General features: G+C 67.1%; 18 protein-coding genes. 3 read left to right on the forward strand and 15 right to left on the reverse strand.

The genetic code is table 11. The annotated features are described in order from the left end of the window. Nucleotides 1–95: 95 nt before the first annotated feature. Entirely contained in the window at nucleotides 96–1094 is a 999-nt protein-coding gene (gene infC, locus AC5RVD_RS16260) for a translation initiation factor IF-3 (protein ID WP_494127497.1), read from the reverse strand. Nucleotides 1095–1433: 339 nt separating this feature from the next. Here infC and AC5RVD_RS16265 point away from each other — a divergent pair, with 339 nt between their 5' ends. Continuing rightward, nucleotides 1434–1853, forward strand: coding sequence for a DUF1844 domain-containing protein (locus AC5RVD_RS16265; protein WP_493988205.1), 420 nt, complete (start codon nucleotides 1434–1436; stop codon nucleotides 1851–1853). A gap of 97 nt (nucleotides 1854–1950) precedes the next feature. On the opposite strand, the gene AC5RVD_RS16270 is transcribed toward AC5RVD_RS16265, so the two are convergent. The 7 genes from AC5RVD_RS16270 to AC5RVD_RS16300 form a co-directional block, all read right to left on the reverse strand. Further along, nucleotides 1951–2799: an SseB family protein gene (locus AC5RVD_RS16270; RefSeq protein ID WP_494127498.1), complete on the reverse strand. Its 849-nt coding sequence runs from the start codon at nucleotides 2797–2799 to the stop codon at nucleotides 1951–1953. Between the two features lie 9 nt (nucleotides 2800–2808). Continuing rightward, nucleotides 2809–3549, reverse strand: coding sequence for a bifunctional 1-(5-phosphoribosyl)-5-((5-phosphoribosylamino)methylideneamino)imidazole-4-carboxamide isomerase/phosphoribosylanthranilate isomerase PriA (gene priA / locus AC5RVD_RS16275; protein WP_494127499.1), 741 nt, complete (start codon nucleotides 3547–3549; stop codon nucleotides 2809–2811). 47 nt (nucleotides 3550–3596) lie between these two features. After that, entirely contained in the window at nucleotides 3597–3758 is a 162-nt protein-coding gene (locus AC5RVD_RS16280) for a hypothetical protein (RefSeq protein WP_493988203.1), read from the reverse strand. Between the two features lie 2 nt (nucleotides 3759–3760). Next, nucleotides 3761–4402, reverse strand: a complete 642-nt coding sequence (gene hisH, locus AC5RVD_RS16285) for an imidazole glycerol phosphate synthase subunit HisH (protein WP_494127500.1) — start codon at nucleotides 4400–4402, stop codon at nucleotides 3761–3763. Next, entirely contained in the window at nucleotides 4399–5016 is a 618-nt protein-coding gene (gene hisB / locus AC5RVD_RS16290; RefSeq protein ID WP_494127501.1) for an imidazoleglycerol-phosphate dehydratase HisB, read from the reverse strand. Before hisB ends, hisH begins: the two co-directional genes overlap by 4 nt. A 55-nt stretch (nucleotides 5017–5071) precedes the next feature. Then, nucleotides 5072–6181, reverse strand: coding sequence for a histidinol-phosphate transaminase (locus AC5RVD_RS16295; protein WP_494127502.1), 1110 nt, complete (start codon nucleotides 6179–6181; stop codon nucleotides 5072–5074). A gap of 72 nt (nucleotides 6182–6253) precedes the next feature. Continuing rightward, nucleotides 6254–6607: a LysM peptidoglycan-binding domain-containing protein gene (locus AC5RVD_RS16300; RefSeq protein WP_494113316.1), complete on the reverse strand. Its 354-nt coding sequence runs from the start codon at nucleotides 6605–6607 to the stop codon at nucleotides 6254–6256. Between the two features lie 298 nt (nucleotides 6608–6905). Here AC5RVD_RS16300 and lexA point away from each other — a divergent pair, with 298 nt between their 5' ends. Continuing rightward, nucleotides 6906–7655 carry a transcriptional repressor LexA gene (lexA, locus tag AC5RVD_RS16305; protein WP_494122771.1) on the forward strand — a complete coding sequence of 250 codons (750 nt, stop codon included), beginning with the start codon at nucleotides 6906–6908 and terminating at the stop codon, nucleotides 7653–7655. 103 nt (nucleotides 7656–7758) lie between these two features. On the opposite strand, the gene AC5RVD_RS16310 is transcribed toward lexA, so the two are convergent. Both AC5RVD_RS16310 and hflX read right to left on the reverse strand, forming a co-directional pair. Further along, on the reverse strand, nucleotides 7759–9795 hold the full coding sequence (locus AC5RVD_RS16310) for an ATP-dependent DNA helicase (RefSeq protein WP_494113318.1): 2037 nt from the start codon (nucleotides 9793–9795) through the stop codon (nucleotides 7759–7761). After that, nucleotides 9788–11329 carry a GTPase HflX gene (hflX, locus tag AC5RVD_RS16315; protein WP_494113319.1) on the reverse strand — a complete coding sequence of 514 codons (1542 nt, stop codon included), beginning with the start codon at nucleotides 11327–11329 and terminating at the stop codon, nucleotides 9788–9790. The genes AC5RVD_RS16310 and hflX overlap by 8 nt, the downstream gene beginning before the upstream one ends. A 438-nt stretch (nucleotides 11330–11767) precedes the next feature. Between hflX and AC5RVD_RS16320 the strand changes: the two genes are divergently transcribed. Next, nucleotides 11768–12379 (forward strand): class I SAM-dependent methyltransferase, encoded by a 612-nt coding sequence (locus tag AC5RVD_RS16320; RefSeq protein ID WP_494127503.1) that lies wholly within the window; start codon nucleotides 11768–11770, stop codon nucleotides 12377–12379. 10 nt (nucleotides 12380–12389) lie between these two features. Here AC5RVD_RS16320 and dapF read toward each other — a convergent pair whose 3' ends face one another. The 5 genes from dapF to AC5RVD_RS16345 form a co-directional block, all read right to left on the reverse strand. Further along, nucleotides 12390–13322 (reverse strand): diaminopimelate epimerase, encoded by a 933-nt coding sequence (gene dapF, locus AC5RVD_RS16325; RefSeq protein ID WP_494127504.1) that lies wholly within the window; start codon nucleotides 13320–13322, stop codon nucleotides 12390–12392. Then, nucleotides 13319–14251, reverse strand: a complete 933-nt coding sequence (gene miaA / locus AC5RVD_RS16330; protein WP_494113322.1) for a tRNA (adenosine(37)-N6)-dimethylallyltransferase MiaA — start codon at nucleotides 14249–14251, stop codon at nucleotides 13319–13321. Before miaA ends, dapF begins: the two co-directional genes overlap by 4 nt. A 5-nt stretch (nucleotides 14252–14256) precedes the next feature. Beyond that, the gene (gene miaB / locus AC5RVD_RS16335) at nucleotides 14257–15774 is read right to left on the reverse strand and encodes a tRNA (N6-isopentenyl adenosine(37)-C2)-methylthiotransferase MiaB (RefSeq protein WP_494127505.1); all 1518 of its coding nucleotides are present in this window, start codon (nucleotides 15772–15774) and stop codon (nucleotides 14257–14259) included. 52 nt (nucleotides 15775–15826) lie between these two features. After that, nucleotides 15827–16483 (reverse strand): hypothetical protein, encoded by a 657-nt coding sequence (locus tag AC5RVD_RS16340; protein WP_494127506.1) that lies wholly within the window; start codon nucleotides 16481–16483, stop codon nucleotides 15827–15829. Nucleotides 16484–16738: 255 nt separating this feature from the next. Then, a complete protein-coding gene (locus tag AC5RVD_RS16345; protein WP_494127518.1) occupies nucleotides 16739–17215 on the reverse strand; it encodes a regulatory protein RecX in 477 nt (158 codons plus the stop codon). Nucleotides 17216–17223 lie beyond the last annotated feature (8 nt).

Genomic DNA, 17223 nt, shown 5'->3' on the forward strand with positions numbered 1-17223 from the left:
TGCGGTGCCGCAAACGGGCACCGGCGGTTTACTTGTTTACCGGCGCCGGGCACGGAACCGTGCCCGGCCGAATGCCGGATGCTCTCTGTACGGTCTTAGTTCTTGGAACCGGACCGGCCAGCAGGTTTGGGTGCTGCAGGCCGCGCTGCCGGCTTGGGCCGAGCGGCGGGCTTGGGTGCTGCGGGCTTGGCCTCCGCTGCAGGGGCTGCGGGCTTCGCCGGGACTGCCGGCTTGGCCTCGGCGGCCGGCTTGGCCTGAGCAGCCGGCTTGGCCTGAGCAGCCGGCTTGGCCTGAGCGGCCGGCTTAGCCTCTGCTTCCCGCTCGGCCGCAGGCACGGCCTCCGCCTCGGGGGCAACCGCAGCCTCGGCTGCAGGCTGCTCCGCGGCCTCGACCTCAACCGGGGACTCAACCTCAACAGCAGGCTCAGCATCAGCCTGCGCAGGTGCTTCGGCGGTTTCCTCCGGCTGGCTTGCCATCGCGGCAAGGCCTTCCGGCATCAAGTCGCCCAGGCTCTGAGTCAGCGGATCCTGGTCGGCGGAGGTGTCCACCTGCTGCTTCTTGGCATCATTCGTTGCCTTGGCGTCGGCCTTCTGGGCGGCCCGCCGGGCCTCTGCCTTGGCTTCGGCCTTGTTCTTGGTCGGGCCGATCACCATGACCATGTTGCGGCCGTCAATGCGCGGAGTCGATTCGATCACGCCGACCTCGGCGACGTCCTCGGCAAACTTCTGCAGAAGGCGAATGCCCATTTCCGGGCGCTGCTGTTCGCGGCCGCGGAACTGGATCATGGCCTTGACCTTGTCGCCGGCCGCGAGGAACCGCAGCGCGTGGCCGCGCTTGGTCTCGTAGTCGTGCTTGTCGATCTTCAGGCGGAACCGGATTTCCTTGAGCACAGTGTTCGTCTGATTCTTGCGCGCCTCACGGGCCTTGACCGCAGCCTCATACTTGTACTTGCCAAAATCCATAAGCTTGCACACCGGAGGCTTGGCCTGCGGTGCGACCTCAACCAGGTCAAGATCCGATTCCGTGGCCAGGCGCAGGGCATCCTCAATACGGACGATCCCCACCTGTTCGCCGTTCGGTCCGACTAACCGCACCTCGGGAACGCGGATACGATCATTGATTCTTGGCTCGCTAATGTGTGGCTCCTGTCACTGAAAATCGGCTGCCGCCTGCAATGAAAGAAGGCCTCCCATTGCAAGCGCAATCGAAGGCCTCAAAGTGGCGGCAGGCGGAAACAGCAGACGTTCCACCGGCTGGCCCGGGCGCCTCAAGTGAAGGTTTCCGGCCTCAGCCTGCCGACCTGGACCCGGCAGCTCTGGCTAGCCATACCGACGGGTGGGAGAGGTCTCCGCTTGCATATTGAACCCTGCTCCGCACGTGCTTTGAGGCACATAAGTAACGGGATCCAATTGGTCTGTGACAAGCTTACCAGTATGAGCAGCCCAGATAACAATCCGCAGACCGACGGCCACCGCCACAGCTTCGCGCCCGACGCCGGTCCTGCCTCCACCCAGGAACAGGAAGTCCTGGGCCAGATGCGCGACATCGCCGAAGTGCCCGCCGTGGAAGTCATTACTACCGCGGCCGTCCACCTGATGAGCGCCGCCGCCGTTAAATGCGGCCTGGCCGCCGGCGACGATGCGGAAGAGCTCAAGGACCTGGATGAAGCCCGCAAGCTGATCACCGCACTGGCCGGCTTCGTCACCGCTGCCGCGCCGGAGATCGGCAGCCAGCATGCCGGACCGTTGCGTGATGGCCTCCGCTCCCTGCAACTCGCCTTCCGCGAAGCATCGGTGATCCAGGACGACCCGGGCAAGGGCCCGGGTGAGAAGTTCACGGGTCCGGTCAACTGACCAGGCTTCCAGTACTGACAAGGACGACGCCGGTGCCACGCACCGGCGTCGTCCTTTTTCTTTGGAGCTTCCGGATGAGGCTGCCAGCCGGCCGAACTCAGCGCGTGAACTTCAGCTCCAGCGAATCCACCCGCTCGGCAAACTCCTGCCTGGCTTGGAGCCGCCGTTGGATCCGTCCCGCCAGGGCGCCCAACTCCTCGCGCCCCAGCCCGTCTTGCACCTGCAGGACCAAGCGCAGTTCCGGGCCGTGGCCACCGCCGGCCACTACCGATCCGTCTGCGGCCCGGACCGCGATGCCGATTCCGGGCTCCACGGACGCGGCCAGGACGGCCTCCTCGCCGCCCGTGGCTTCGGCCACCCATTCCAACAGCGCCGGATCCCGGTACGAGGGCACCCATTCGTGCTGTTTAGCCAACGCCCACACTGCGGGCCGCCGGACCACGAACGTCAGGGCGGCGCCCGGATCCATCACCATCAGTTCGGCGTCTTCGGACACGGCCGCCAGCGCCGCCCGCGGTGCCTCGACGGCAACCGGCCGGGCTTGGGGATGCCAGGCTTCCAGAGCGGCCGTGTTGCTGAATACCGGCAGTGCCCGGCGCCCATCCGGCGCCTGCAACGTCACCACGGCCATGTCCGCCTGTTTATCCGCTGTCAGGCCGTGGCTGCCCTCGGCCTCTTCTCCCAGCGTCGCCACGATGGGCACGAAAACGCGGGCGTTCGCCAGGGCAGCCACTACTTCCGCTTCGCCGCCGGTTCCGGCAGCAAGCCATTGCAGCGCCGCCTCGTAACCGGGATCCGCGCTGCCGTCATCGTGGTCGAACTGATGAAGCGGATTTCCTTCACCGCTCAGGTCCCGACCGGCCCAGCTTTGGCCGGCAGAGTCCCCCGCGCCGCCGGCTTTTGCCAGCGCAGCGGCAATATGGGCGGGCAGCTCCTTCTTGCCCATACTGGTCTCTTAGCGCCGTCCGGCAACGTCGAGCGCTTCGGGCAGCGTGAACTTGCCCGCGTACAGGGCCTTGCCCACAATCGCTCCCTCAACTCCGGCCGGAACCAGGTCGCGCAGCGTCCGCAGATCACCCAGGCTGGAGATCCCGCCGGAGGCCACCACCGGCTTGTCGGTCCGCTCGCACATCTGCCGGAGCAGATCCACGTTCGGTCCGCGCAGTGTTCCATCCTTGGTCACATCGGTCACCACGTACCTGGCGCAGCCGGCGTCTTCGAGGCGGGCCAGCACCTCCCAAAGGTCGCCGCCATCCTGCGTCCAGCCGCGGGCCGCCAGCGTAGTGCCACGGACATCGAGGCCGACGGCAATGGCGTCCCCGTGCCGTGCGATGGCGCGGGCCGTCCACTCCGGGTTCTCCAGGGCGGCGGTTCCCAGATTGACACGTGCGGCCCCGAACTCGAGCGCACGCTCCAGTGACGCGTCGTCGCGGATGCCGCCGGACAGCTCCACCTTGATCTTCAGTTCGTCAGAGACCCGGCGCAGCACTTCCGTGTTGTTGCCCCGCCCGAACGCCGCATCGAGGTCCACCAGGTGCACCCATTCCGCCCCATCGTTTTGCCATGCCAGGGCGGCTTCCAGCGGATCCCCGTAGCCGGTCTCGCTGCCGGCTTCGCCTTGGACCAGCCGGACGGCTTGGCCGTCGGCAACATCGACTGCGGGCAAAAGTTCGAGGATGGAGGTTTGGTTCGTCATGGTTCTTCCGCTTTCTGCGCGCCGTCAGCTGCGCGGGATGGGTGTGGTTACTCGGCCGGGCCGAGGGTGAGCAGGTAGGCAGCCAGCAGCGACATGCCGGCGAGGATCCAAAAGACGATAACCAACCACTTGGACAGCCGCTGCTGCCGGAACGAGATGGCGCCTCCGGCCAGCAGCCCGGCCAGGGCCATCAGGAGAATGCTGCCCATGGCTACCTCAGCGTCTTCAGCCAGTTGCGCAGCAGCTCGGCGCCGGCGTCTCCCGACTTTTCCGGATGGAACTGGGTAGCACTCAGCGGACCGTTTTCAACGGCCGCTATGAATGGGGCGCCGTGCGTGGACCATGTCACCAGCGGCGGTGTCATCGCGGGTTGGGTCACATCGAAGTTCCAGCGCTGCACACCGTAGGAGTGCACAAAGTAGAAGCGCTCGTCTTCGATTCCGGCAAACAGCCGACTGCCCTCCGCGGCGTCCACGGTGTTCCACCCCATGTGGGGGACGACCTCCGCCGGCAGCGCTTCCACGGTTCCCGGCCATTCCCCGACACCCTGCGTGCGCACGCCATGTTCGACGCCTTCTTCGAACATGACCTGCAGGCCCACGCAGATGCCCAGCACGGGCCGGCCGCCCGCCACCCGGCGCCCAATCCAGCGAAGCGCGTCGACGGATTTCAGCCCCTTCATGACCGTGGCGAAGGCGCCGACCCCGGGAACCAACAGCCCGTCGGCATCTAGGACGTCGTCGGAGGCATGACTCAGCGTGACGTCGGCACCCACATGCTCCAGCGCACGGACTGCCGAGCGGACGTTCCCGGAGCCGTAGTCCAGTACCGTGACCTTGGGCGCAGCCGTCACAAGGCTCCCTTCGTCGAGGGAATGCCCTCGACACGTGGATCGGCTTCGACGGCGGCGCGAAGTGCCCGGGCGAAGGCCTTGAACTGGGCCTCGACGATGTGGTGGGGGTCCCTGCCACCCAGCACGCGCATGTGCAGGCAGATCTGGGCGTGCAATGTGATCGATTCGAAGACGTGGCGGGTCAGCGACCCCGTGAAGTGCCCGCCGATCAAGTGGTACTCCTGCCCTGCGGGTTCTCCCACGTGCACCAGGTAGGGCCTGCCGGAGATGTCCACGACGGCGTGGGCCAGCGCTTCGTCCAGGGGCACGGTTGCTTCGCCGAACCGGCGGATCCCGGCTTTGTTGCCCAGCGCCTCCTTCAGGGCCTCCCCGATCGTAATGGCGACGTCTTCGACGGTGTGGTGCGCGTCGATGTGCGTGTCTCCGCTGGCCTTCACCGTCAGGTCGACCAGCGAGTGCTTCGACAAGGCGGTGAGCATGTGGTCGTAGAACGGCACGGTGGTGCTGATCTCGGAACGGCCGGTGCCGTCGAGGTCCAGTTCAACCAGCACGGACGACTCGCTGGTGATGCGTTCGAGGCGTGCGGTACGTCCGGTGGTGGTTTCCACGGTCATGGGAGTCCTTTGACGAATTGGTCGACCCGGCGCGAGCCGGTTCGCTCTTACTAGTTTAGGAGACGGGGCTGGCCACGAGGGCCTTGATGCCGTCGAGGAAGGCTGTGGTCTCGGCCTCAGTGCCGGCGGTCACCCGTAAATGGCCGGGGATCCCGACGTCGCGGATCAGCACCCCGGCTTCCAGGAGTCCCTGCCACACGGAGCGGGGGTCCTCCAGCCCGCCGAAAAATACAAAGTTTGAGTCGGACGGCGCCGGTTCAAGCCCCAGTCCGGCCAGCCCGTCGACGATGCGGTCCCGCTGCGCCTTGATGTCCTCTACATTGGCCAGCAGGGCATCAGCGTGTTCCAACGCGGCCAGGGCCGTTGCCTGCGTCACCGCGGAGAGGTGGTAAGGCAAGCGGACCAGCCGCAGCGCGTCGGTAATCTGCGGAGCGGCGGCGAGGTACCCTACTCTGGCGCCCGCCAGGGCGAAGGCCTTGCTCATGGTGCGGGAGATAATGAGTCGCTCCCGCCCCGGCAACAGAGTCAGCGCGCTCGGCCTCCCGGCGTGGGCGAACTCGGCGTAGGCCTCGTCCACGATCACGATGGCCTGGGAGGCCTCCCCTGCTTCATAAACGGCCTCCACGACGTCGAGGCCCAGGGCGGTTCCCGTCGGGTTGTTGGGCGAACAAAGGACGACGACGTTTGCGGCGGAGTCGGCCACGGCAGCGGCGGCAGCGTCCGGCGACAACGTGAAGTCTGCCCCCCGCGGAACAGCCACATACTCCGTGTCCGTCCCGCTGGCCAGCAGCGGGTACATCGAATAGGTGGGCGGGAAGCTCAGCAGGGTACGGCCGGGGCCACCGAAGGCCTGGAGGATTTGCTGCAGGACTTCGTTCGATCCGTTGGCAGCCCAGATGTTCGCTGCGGTGAGGCCGTGCCCCAAGTAGCGGGCCAGTGCCGTTCTCAGCTTCGTGAACTCGCGATCCGGATACCGGTTCAAACCCGCGGCCGCGTCGCTAACGGCCGAGACGATGGCCTGACGGACTGCGTCGGGCAGGCCGTGGGTGTTTTCGTTGACATTCAGGAGGACGGGAACCTCCAACTGGGGCGCACCATAGGGCTCCAAGCCCCGGAGATTGTCCCGCAACGGCAGGCGGTTCAGGCGTTCTAACTGCTCACTCACTGGTCCAGTTTAAGCTTCGGCCCGCCCGGGGCAGGAATCGGGCGGGCCGAAGCAGCTCATATTACGGCTGCCTCAGCGCGCGGACGGGACCAGCAACTGCTGGCCGGCATGGACGATGTCCCCCTGGAGTCCGTTCAATTGCGCGATCTCGAAAATGACATCGTGAGGGTTGCGGTCGGGGGCGGACTGCACGGCCACGTCCCACAGCGTCTGGCCGCTGCCGACCGTGACAGTTGCCGCCGGCCCCGGTCCCAGCTGCCCGGCGGCGGCCATTGCCGGCGCCGTGAAGAAACCGATCAAGGTCAGGGCGGCGGCCGCGGCGAGCATCAGCGGCAGACCAATCAGCAACAAGCGGCCTCGGCGGGTCAGCCGGAGGTTGGTGCTGGTACGGACGCCGGCGGGCTGCGGTGCGAGCTGGGCGGACATGGTGTCACCTTTCCGATTTTCGATCTATTTCTGCTGGTTTCGATCGTTTGGCAACCGCATTCGAACGTATCTTCGAATGCGTCTTCTATAGTTTTAGCACTGGTGATCGAATATTGTCGAGACTCAGTCGAACAAATGTTTGAAATTCACCACCGCCTCGCCTAGCGTTGTAAGCGTCAAGCGGCGGTAAGAGCAGTGCACCAGCCGCCACCGACAAAACAGCCAGACAACAACCCATGCGCGGTTCCGCTACCGCAGCGCCGGCGCATGGACCACTACGGGGAGACCGGGGCCGGATATGTCCGAAGAGAGCACCACCACTGCCGGAGCCAGGCGACGCGGCCGACCCGTCAAGGTGGGACGCAGCCTGACGCCGCGGCAGAAGAAGATCCTGGAGACGATCCAGCGCTCCGTCATGTCCCACGGATACCCTCCGTCGATGCGCGAAATCGGTGACACCGTCGGTTTGGCGAGCCTGTCCAGCGTCACGCACCAGCTGGCGCAACTCGAGAAGATGGGCTACATCAGGCGCGACCCCAAGCGTCCCCGTGCGATGGAAATCCTGACTCCGCTGACCCTCGAGCACGGGGGCGTGGAAATCGTCGGAGTCGATGAACCGCAGCAGCTGCGCAGCTCCAGCGGCGTTGCAGTATCTGAACTGACCACTTCGTCCGACACGGCGATGGTGCCGCTGGTGGGTCGGATCGCGGCAGGCGGTCCTATCCTGGCTGACCAGGCGGTCGAGGACGTCATGCCCCTGCCGCGCCAACTGGTGGGACACGGCGAGTTGTTCATGCTCAGGGTTTCGGGCGATTCGATGATCGATGCGGCTATCTGTGACGGCGACTGGGTCGTGGTGCGCCAGCAGCACACGGCCGAGAACGGCGACATCGTGGCGGCGCTGCTCGACGACGAAGCAACGGTCAAGACCTTCCGGCAGCGCGACGGTCACACCTGGCTGCTGCCGCAGAACACCCAGTACGAACCGATTCTGGGAGACCACGCAACCATCATGGGCAAGGTTGTCTCGGTGATGCGGGCCCTCTGACCCGCCGCAGGCTCCTCAGCCCCTCTGCCGGTCACCGGGGCCGTTGCCCGTTCCCGGTTTGCGCGCGGGCGACCGCTCCGGCGTGGCTGCTGCCCCAGCCCGTTCAGGCAGCGGCTGCAGCCAGCCTCTCCAGGATCTGACGTGCCATGGCGCCGTCCTTGGTGCTCCAGAACGGCGGCAGGGCGCTGCGCAGGAAGCCCCCGTATCGTGCTGTCGCCAGCCGCGAGTCCAACACGGCCACTACTCCCCGGTCGTTGGAGGCGCGGATCAGCCTGCCTGCCCCCTGCGCCAGCCGCACGGCCGCATGGGTCGCCGAAACCGTCATGAAACCGTTTCCCCCGGCCTGCGCCACGGACCGGGTTCGGGCAGTCGTGAGCGGGTCGTCCGGCCGGGGGAACGGAATCCGGTCGATGACCACGAGCCGGCACGCTGCACCGGGAACGTCGACGCCCTGCCAGAGCGTCATGGTGCCAAACAGGCATGCGTCCGGTTCCTCGGCGAATTGGCGGACCAGCGCCGCCATCGATGATTCTCCCTGGCACAGAATGGTCAGGTCGGTTCGCTCGCGCATTTCCGCTGCAGCTTCTTCTGCCGCACGCCGTGAGGAAAACAGGCCCAGGGCGCCGCCGCGCGAGGCCAGCAGGAGCTCCTCGAGTTCATCAAGCTGCTCGGGGCTGGTGCCCCGGCCCGGTTTGGGCAGATGTGACGCCACGTACAGCACGCCCTGCCGAGGGTAATCGAAGGGACTGCCCACATCAACGCTGGAATAGGCCGGCGCACCGGCTCCCAGCAGTCCGAGTGACCCGGCTACCGCGTCGAAGGTTCCCCCGACGGACAATGTTGCCGAGGTGAGCACCACCGTGTGTTCGTCGAACAGACCTTCGCGCAGCCGGGACGCCACGGAGAGCGGCGCTATGTTCAGCGTCGCCGGCTGGTCGTCGTTGGCGGCGTAGTCCCCGGTCTCGCCATAAGTACTGGGACGGGTCGCCCAGATGACCTCCCGGGAGTCGGGCGCGGACAGCAGCCGTTCGGCCAACTCCAGCACGGCAGAGAGCCGCGACCGCGCCATCTGCCGCCCGCCGTCCGCTGCCCCCGCACCCTCCGGCTTGGAATCGGAAAGCGCTGTACGGGCGGCTTCCCGCAGTTGCGTGAGAACCAACTCATGCTCCTCGCGGAGGCCGGCCGCCAACAGCCCGGTCGGCAGCGACTGCAGGACGTCCTCCAGGGCGTCGGCCGCGGAGTTCAGCGGTTCTACGCTGATGCCCGTGTGCTTGCGCGCCGTCGAGGCGGCGGTGCGGACCATGGCAGCGGAGAGTTGCCCCGCGACGGCGCTGGTGACGCGGTCCTGCAGTTCATGGGCCTCGTCGATGACCACCACGTCGTAGTCCGGGAGCACGGCCACGCCCTCGAAGGCGTTGATGGCCAGCATGGCGTGATTGGTGATCACGATGTCTGCCTCTGCCGCGTGGCCCCGTGCCAGTTCGCTGAAGCACTCGGCCGCCAGGGGACATTTTTGGGCGCCCAGGCATTCCATCGACCCGACGGAGACCTGGCGCCACGCCCGGTCGCTGACACCGGGCACCAGTTCGTCCCGATCGCCGGTTTCGGTCTCCTGTGCCCACTCGCGCAGGCGCACGACCTCCTTGCCCAGTGCGCCCGATGCGCCGGAAGCCGTCGCGCCGGCCGGAGCAGGATGCGGAACGGCGTCTTCGCCCAGGCTGAACAGTGCCGCCGGCGCATCTTCGTCCGGAAAGCCGCCCGCCAGCTTGTGCAGGCAGAGGTAATTGTTCCTGCCTTTGAGTAAAGCGACGTCCAGCGGCCTGGGAAGCTCGTCGGCGACGGCCTCCAAGAGCCGCGGCAAATCCCGCTTGACGATCTGCGATTGCAACGCCAGCGTCGCGGTGGAGACGATGGCGGGCTTTTCCCCCTGCAGCGCCTGGACCATGAGCGGCACCAGATAGGCCAGCGACTTGCCGGTGCCTGTGCCCGCCTGCACCAGCAGGTGCTGCCTGCGGTCAAAAGCCTCGGCCACTTTCGCCGCCATCTCATGCTGGCCGGCACGGTGCTGCCCGCCCATCCCCTGCACCGCGACATCAAGCAGCCGCAACGCCTCGCCGGCGGGAACCTGGAGATCAGTCATGCCGGATGAACTGTTCCAGCTCCGATGCCAGGCCCTCGCGCACCATCACGTCGAGTCGCGTGCCGTCCTCTCCATGCTCCATGGAGAGGATTTCGGCGTCTTCGTTGTGTAAGCGGCTGATCACTTCGCCCCGGTCGTAGGGCACCAGCAGCTGCAGCTTCACGCTGGGCCGCGGTATGGTCTCGCTGACGAGCCGAAGCAGCTCGTCGATGCCCTGTCCGGTGCGCGCCGAGACGACGACGTGCCGCGGTTCGCGCTGGCGCAGGCGCTCGACCACGAAGGGGTCCGCGGCGTCGGCCTTGTTCAGCACCACGATTTCCGGAATGTGCCGCGCTTCAACCTCGGTCAGTACCTCGCGCACGGCGGCGATTTGGCCCTCAGGGTCCGGATGCGAGACATCGACGACGTGCAGGATGACATCGGCGTCGGCAACTTCCTCCAGTGTGGAGCGGAAGGCTTCCACCAGTTGCGTCGGCAACGACCGGACGAAGCCAACGGTGTCGGCGAGCGTGTAACCGATACCATCCGGTGTTTCCGCCCGGCGGACGGTCGGGTCCAAGGTGGCGAAGAGGGCATTCTCGACCAGCACGCCCGCATCGGTCAGGCGGTTGAGCAGAGACGATTTCCCGGCATTGGTGTAGCCGGCGATTGCCACCGATGGCACCGCATTGCGGCGGCGGTTGGCACGCTTGGTTTCCCGTGCCGGCTTCATCGCGGTGATCTCGCGGCGCAGCTTCGCCATGCGGGTACGGATGCGCCGGCGGTCCAGCTCGATCTTCGTCTCACCGGGCCCACGGGAACCGATGCCGCCGCCGGCAGCACCCACGCGCCCGCCGGCCTGGCGGGACATCGACTCGCCCCAGCCGCGGAGCCTTGGCAGCAGATACTCAAGTTGGGCCAGCTCGACCTGGGCCTTGCCTTCGCGGCTCTGGGCATGCTGCGCGAAGATGTCCAGGATGAGCGCGGTGCGGTCAATGACCTTGACCTTCACGATGTCTTCCAAACCGCGGCGCTGCGACGGCGACAGCTCGCCGTCGACAATGACCGTGTCCGCGCCGGTGGACATCACGATGTCGCGAAGCTCCTGCGCCTTGCCGGAGCCCAGGAAAGTCCCCGGATCCGGTTTCAGCCGGCGCTGAACGATCCCGTCCAGCACTTCGGAACCGGCGGTTTCCGCCAGCGCTGCCAGTTCCCGCAAGGAATTGTCCGCGTCGTCGGCCGTTCCTTCGGTCCAGAGGCCGGCGAGGACCACGCGTTCCAGGCGCAGCTGCCGGTATTCAACCTCGGTGACGTCCTCAAGCTCGGTGGAAAGACCCGCTACGCGCCGCAGGGCGCGGCGTTCGGCGAGGTCCTGCTGGTCACCGTCGAATTCGGAATGTTCGGCATCAAGTTCGGAGAGCGCCTGCGCTCTGCCGCCGACGCCCGGCTTGCTTCGCGCCGCAGTGTCGCGGGCCAGGATACGGTCGATGACCGCCTGGATCTCATCAGGCGTCATTTCCGGCTCCGGTGTCGGCTGGGGGTGGTTGGTGGTCATGCTCTCCTTCGAAATGTCCGTGGTCTTATCGTAGTCCTCCGGGATGCGCCCGGCAGGGCCCGAAGATGCAGTTTGTGGATGATTCGCCAAAAGTCCTCCTGGCATGGGGCCCGGGCGGTGCCGGGCAGGGAAATGCATGGCTGCCGGCGCCTGCGGGTGCGGGGCCGGAGCCACCGGGAGTGCCGGGGCCGCCACGGCTTCACAAGCGGCTACGGCGCTGGATCGTTCGGAAGGGGACGGAGGCCCTCGGAAACGGTGATTGTCCGGCGGCCGGGGAGGACAAGGCCTCAACCATCGGCACGATCTGTCCCGGTAAGAACGGGGCAGCAGGCTGCGGCGCAATCACTGTTTTTTCATGCGTTCCACGGTACCAGAGCCGACGCTGCTTAGGTGGGCCTTGATACCGATTCCGCTGTATGCGCACTAATCTGGCCGATTATGGGAACAGAGCACTACTTCAGCGCGCAGCCAGGCAATCCTGAGGTTCGCCGCACCCTCACCGTCGAGCTGGACGGCCGCATGCGGCAGCTGCAGACAGCCGGCGGCATCTTCAGCCCGGACGGCGTAGACAAGGGCACGGCGGTATTGTTGGACGAGGTCCCGCCGCCGGCAGCGGAAGGCAATCTGTTGGACGTCGGCTGTGGCTGGGGACCTCTTGCGCTCACCATGGGACTGAAGTCCCCCGGTGCCACGGTGCTGGCCGTGGATGTCAACGAACGCAGCATCGCTTTGACCAATGACAACGCCGCGGCCCTGGGACTGGTCAATGTCCGCGCCTGCCGCCCGGAAGAGGTTGACCAGGGCCTGCAGTTCCAAACCATCTGGTCCAATCCTCCGATTCGGATCGGCAAGCGGGAGCTTCACGAACTGTTGTTGATGTGGCTGCCCCGGCTCGCACCGGGGGGCTCCGCCTGGCTGGTCGTCCAAAAGAACCTGGGGTCGGACTCCCTGCAGCGCTGGCTTTCGGCCGAGTTGCCGTCGGACTATGCCGTCAGCCGTGAAAGCACCGCAAAGGCCTTCCGTGTGCTCCGTGTCCGGCGGGCCGGCTGAGGCGCTTCCCTCAGGCCAGCGTGCCTCGGGACACCAGCACGGCGGGGCCGCTCAGCTCCACATGTTCCCGCCCGTCGGCCGCAGGGATGAACCGGACGCGGACGACTCCGCCCGGCACCCCGACCTGCCAGTCGTCGGGAGCGCCGGCACCCGCCCAGTAGCGGATGGCGGCGGCAGCAGCACAGGCGCCGGTCCCGCAGGACTGCGTCTCCCCCACCCCGCGCTCGTGCACGCGCATGCTGATGTGCCCGGCTCCGTCGGCCACGAGGGGTTCCGCCGGCACGACAAACTCCACGTTCGTACCGTGCTCCGGAACCGGATCCACGGCCGGCGCGTGGAACAATTCGGTGGCGGCCAGTTCTTCGAGCCCTGCGAGGGCGACCACCGTGTGCGGGTTCCCCAGGCTCACCGACAGTGCGGGCCGCGGCACCTGGAGGCCGCCTGCGCTTACCGTGGAATCCATCGCCTTGGCGGCAGCCTCCGCCGGATAGATGAACTCCCACGGCCCCATGTCCACGGCATAGCCGTTGGCGGACCTGCTGACGATTTTGATGCCCGCCCGGGTGCCGATCGTCAGAAATTCCCCCGCCGGCAGCTCGACCAGTCCTTCGGCCAGCAGGAAGTGCACGAACACGCGGACCCCATTGCCGCACATCTGAGAGGTTGAGCCGTCGGCGTTGCGGTAGTCCATGAACCACTCGGCGTCCGGCGCCCTTTCCAGCAGCTCACGGCCCTCGGGCAGGTGCCGGGACCGGACCGCACGGATGAGCCCGTCTGCGCCGATGCCCAGGTGTCGGTGGCAGAGGCCGGCGACAGCTTCGGCCCCGATGTCCTTGACGCCGTCCGGATCGGCAATCAGCACGAAGTCGTTGCCGGTGCCGTGCCCCTTGGCGAAGGACAGCCCGGCGAGGGCCGACAGATGGTCGGGAATGGGGTTGCTCACGGCTCAAGCTTAGCGATGTGCGCGGCCGCCTTGTCCGCCACCAGCGGATCCTCCCAGTCGAGCCAGTGAATCCTGGGATCGGCGCGGAACCACGTCAGCTGGCGCCGCGCGAACTTGCGGGTGGCGGTGATGGTGTCCTCGGCGGCCTCGTCCCGGGTCCATTCGCCGTCGACCACCTTCAGAAACTGTGCGTAGCCGAGCGCCCGCGAGGCTGTTCGGCCCTGGCGCAGACCCTGCCGGTCCAGTGCGGCGACCTCGTCCAGCAGTCCGCGTTCCACCATCGTATGGACGCGACCGGCCAGGCGGTGCCTTAGCTGCTCGCGGTCCACTCGGAGGCCGATCTGCACGGTTGGGCGGACATACTCCCGCTCGGGCATGTAGGAGCTGAACGGACGCCCGGTCAGTTGCCGGACTTCCAGCGCCCGGACGACCCGGCGGGCATCAGCCAGCCGCCCGGCGGAAACCGGGTCGACCTGCCGCAGCCGTTCCCGCATGGCCGCGAGGCCGCGCGCCTCCAGCTCTTCCTCCAGGGCCCGGCGCAGGGCCGGATCGGTGCCCGGAAACTCGATCGCGTCGAGGGCGGCCCGTACATACAATCCCGAGCCACCGACGAGGATGGCCCTGCGCCCCCGTCCGTGCACGGCATCGATAGCTTCCCTGGCCTGTTGTTGGTACGCCGAGACACTCGCCTCTTCCGTCACGTCGAGGATGTCGAGCAGGTGGTGCTCGATCCCTTGCCGCTCAGCCACGTCCATTTTGGCCGTGCCGATATCCATGCCGCGGTAAAACTGCATGGCGTCGGCGTTGATCACTTCCCCGCCCATCCGCCGGGCCAGCGCCACGGCGAGGTCAGACTTTCCGGATCCGGTGGGGCCGACGACGGCGATGACCGCCGGGCCGTCCGGCAGCGTTTGCGGGTGGACCGGCATCGCCGTCAGGCGGTTCGGCCGGGCAGCGCCGGCATGCCCAGCGACACCTGGGCAGGCCTGCCCGGGGCCGCGGGTACGGCACAGGAATCTGCCTGGGAGCGGTCCCACGCATCACCGGCCCGTGAGCGGCGCAGCTGGTAGTCCGCTTCGGACAGCGGGTCGGCGATCAGGTGGAAGGGCGCCGCCTCGGTGACTGTCACCGTGACCAGATCGCCCGGCCGCGGCGCCGGCGCGCCCTCGGGCACGGAAAAGTGCACCAGCCGCTGGTCACGGGCCCGCCCGGAGAGCCGGTGGGTTGCTTCCGCTTTGCGTCCCTGCTGGGCTGTCACCATGACCTCGAGCCGTCTGCCCAGTTGTTTGGCGTTCTCTTCGGCAGCAATCCGGTCCTGCAGGGCAATCAAACGCTCGTAGCGCTCCTGCACCACGGCCTTGGGCAGCTGGTCCGGCAGTTCCGCGGCCGGGGTGCCGGGCCGCTTGGAGTACTGGAAGGTGAAGGCACTGGCGAAGCGGGCCCGTTCCACCACGTCCAGCGTGGCCTGGAAGTCCTCCTCCGTCTCCCCCGGAAAGCCGACGATGATGTCGGTAGAGATAGCCGCGTGCGGAATCCGTTCCCGGACCTTGTCGAGGATGCCGAGGAACTTCGTGGACCGGTACGAGCGGCGCATGTCCTTCAGGACCTTGTCCGAACCGGACTGCAGCGGCATGTGCAGCTGCGGCATCACGTTGGGTGTTTCGGCCATGGCGTCGATGACGTCGTCGGTAAATGCCGCCGGGTGCGGGCTGGTGAACCGGACCCGCTCAAGGCCGCTAATGCTGCCGCAGGCGCGCAGCAGCTTCGCGAAGGCGCCGCGGTCGCCGAATTCCACGCCGTAGGAGTTCACGTTCTGCCCCAGCAGGGTGACCTCGATGGCACCGTCGTCGACCAAGGCCTGGACCTCCGCCAGGATGTCCCCCGGCCGGCGGTCGCGTTCCTTGCCGCGCAGCGAGGGCACGATGCAGAACGTGCAGGTGTTGTTGCAACCGACCGAGATGGAAACCCACCCGGAGTACACCGCGTCGCGCTTTGTGGGCAGCGTCGAGGGGAAGACATCGAGCGATTCGAGGATTTCCAGCTGCGCTTCGTTATTGTGCCGGGCACGCTCCAGCAGCGCGGGAAGCGAACCCACGTTGTGAGTGCCGAACACGACGTCCACCCAGGGCGCCTTCCGGAGGATCGTCTCGCGGTCCTTCTGCGCCAGGCAACCACCGACGGCGATCTGCATGCCGGGGTTGCGTTCCTTCACGGGGGCGAGCTGGCCAAGGTTGCCGTACAGCTTGTTGTCGGCGTTCTCCCGCACCGCACAGGTGTTGAACACCACGACGTCGGCCTGCCCGCCTTGGGATTCGACCAGGCCGGCTGCTTCGAGGAGCCCGGCAAGCCGCTCGGAATCGTGTACGTTCATCTGGCAGCCGAACGTGCGCACTTGGTAAGTGCGGGCTTCGGGCTGCAACTCGATGGTCGGGGCAGGGGCAGTCAAACTCACCTTACAAGGGTACGGCCTGCGGCGGGACGGGCCACAATCTGCGGGCCGAAGATCAGTACCAGTTATTGTCCAGCTGGAAGTCCAGTGCCAGGCACGGCGAACCGTACCGGGACTCGATGTAGTCCAGGCCGCGGTCGATCGAGGTCCGGAAGGAATACCCGCCGCTGGTCGCATCGCCACCGCTGGAGCTTCCTTCCGCTTCCGTGTTCCACAGCGTTTCGAGGCAGCCCAACTCTCCGGCGGCCCAGCCTGCGGAAGACAGGGCGTCTCCGGCGTAGGCGTCGGCTGGCCCGGAGTCGCTCCTCGGCGCTTCGGCGGGCGCCCGGGAGCCGTCTTGTTCTGCGGCTGCACCAGCTGCAGCATGCTCTTCGGCTGCGCCCGGTGCGGCTTGTTCTTTGGCCGCGTCCGCCGCAGCTGCCTTCCCGGCCGTGTCCGCCGGCGCGGCCTCCCGTGTCTGATTCGTCTGCGCCCCGGCGGTGCCTTGTTGCCCCGCACTCTCCGGGGCGGCGGCTTCCTGCTCTGTGCCCTCCGCAGCAGCGGCTTCCTCCGCCTGTCCGGCGGCAGTTTCCTGCTCCCCCGCGTGGCTTGCTTCCCCCGCCCGGGCGGATTTCTGCTGGGCACCTGCGTCTGTGGACGCCCCCTGCTCTTGCTGCCGCTGGGCAGCACGCACCAACGCCCGCTGTCCCTCGTCCGGGTCGCTCCAACCCATCAGCTGCTCCACCGGGGCTCCGAGGGATCCCACGGCTGCGGATGGGCTTGGACCGTTGTGGAGGCCCGCTGCCGCGGTTGCACCGACGGCAGCGACAGAGCCAAGAGCCAGGCCCGCCGCAATCCGGAGGCGGCGCCGCCTGCGGGTGCTCCTGCGTAGCTGGGTGAATTGTCGACGTTCATTATGCGATGGGCTCACAGTCGCACAATAGTACCGACCATTTCAGGAAAAGTCTCAAAACCATAACGGCTGGGCTTAGTACTCCGGGGTGGCGGCGTCGCCGAGTTCCTCATCCGCAACCCGGTAGGCGAGGGAGGGCGAATAGCCCTTGCGGGCCAGCATGGAAACCAACCGCCGCAGATGCTTGTCCCTTTCGGACCGGTCGGCCAGGTGCCAGTCGGGACGGATCTTGCGGCGAACCAGTCCCCGCGCGGCTTCAAGCTCGTCGTCGGGCGAAAGCTGGTCAAGCGCCTGCTCGGCGATGTCGCCGGAAATCCCCTTCTCCGCGAGTTCCCGCTTGAGCGCAGCGCGCGCCAAGGAACGGGTCTGGGAGCGGCTGCGCACCCACATTTCGGCAAACTCTGCGTCGTCGATGAGCTTGACCTCTTCGAAACGATCGAGGACCGACTCGGCGACGTCGTCCGGGACGCCGCGCTCAGCCAGCTTAGCGGCCAGCTGGGCGCGGCTCTTCGGGGACCGTGTCAGCGCGCCCAGCACAATCGAGCGTGCCACGGCGTGCG

It is taken from the genome of Arthrobacter sp. THG-b23, assembly GCF_059091265.1.

Bases quoted from the DNA above. Each gene is read 5' to 3' on its own strand.
- AC5RVD_RS16265 (WP_493988205.1), top strand. From the start codon at position 1,434: ATGAGCAGCCCAGATAACAATCCGCAGACCGACGGCCACCGCCACAGC.
- AC5RVD_RS16270 (WP_494127498.1), bottom strand. From the start codon at position 2,799: ATGGGCAAGAAGGAGCTGCCCGCCCATATTGCCGCTGCGCTGGCAAAA.
- priA (WP_494127499.1), bottom strand. From the start codon at position 3,549: ATGACGAACCAAACCTCCATCCTCGAACTTTTGCCCGCAGTCGATGTT.
- AC5RVD_RS16280 (WP_493988203.1), bottom strand. From the start codon at position 3,758: ATGGGCAGCATTCTCCTGATGGCCCTGGCCGGGCTGCTGGCCGGAGGC.
- hisB (WP_494127501.1), bottom strand. From the start codon at position 5,016: ATGACCGTGGAAACCACCACCGGACGTACCGCACGCCTCGAACGCATC.
- AC5RVD_RS16300 (WP_494113316.1), bottom strand. From the start codon at position 6,607: ATGTCCGCCCAGCTCGCACCGCAGCCCGCCGGCGTCCGTACCAGCACC.
- lexA (WP_494122771.1), top strand. From the start codon at position 6,906: ATGTCCGAAGAGAGCACCACCACTGCCGGAGCCAGGCGACGCGGCCGA.
- AC5RVD_RS16310 (WP_494113318.1), bottom strand. From the start codon at position 9,795: ATGACTGATCTCCAGGTTCCCGCCGGCGAGGCGTTGCGGCTGCTTGAT.
- hflX (WP_494113319.1), bottom strand. From the start codon at position 11,329: ATGACCACCAACCACCCCCAGCCGACACCGGAGCCGGAAATGACGCCT.
- AC5RVD_RS16320 (WP_494127503.1), top strand. From the start codon at position 11,768: ATGGGAACAGAGCACTACTTCAGCGCGCAGCCAGGCAATCCTGAGGTT.
- miaA (WP_494113322.1), bottom strand. From the start codon at position 14,251: ATGCCGGTCCACCCGCAAACGCTGCCGGACGGCCCGGCGGTCATCGCC.
- AC5RVD_RS16340 (WP_494127506.1), bottom strand. From the start codon at position 16,483: ATGGGTTGGAGCGACCCGGACGAGGGACAGCGGGCGTTGGTGCGTGCT.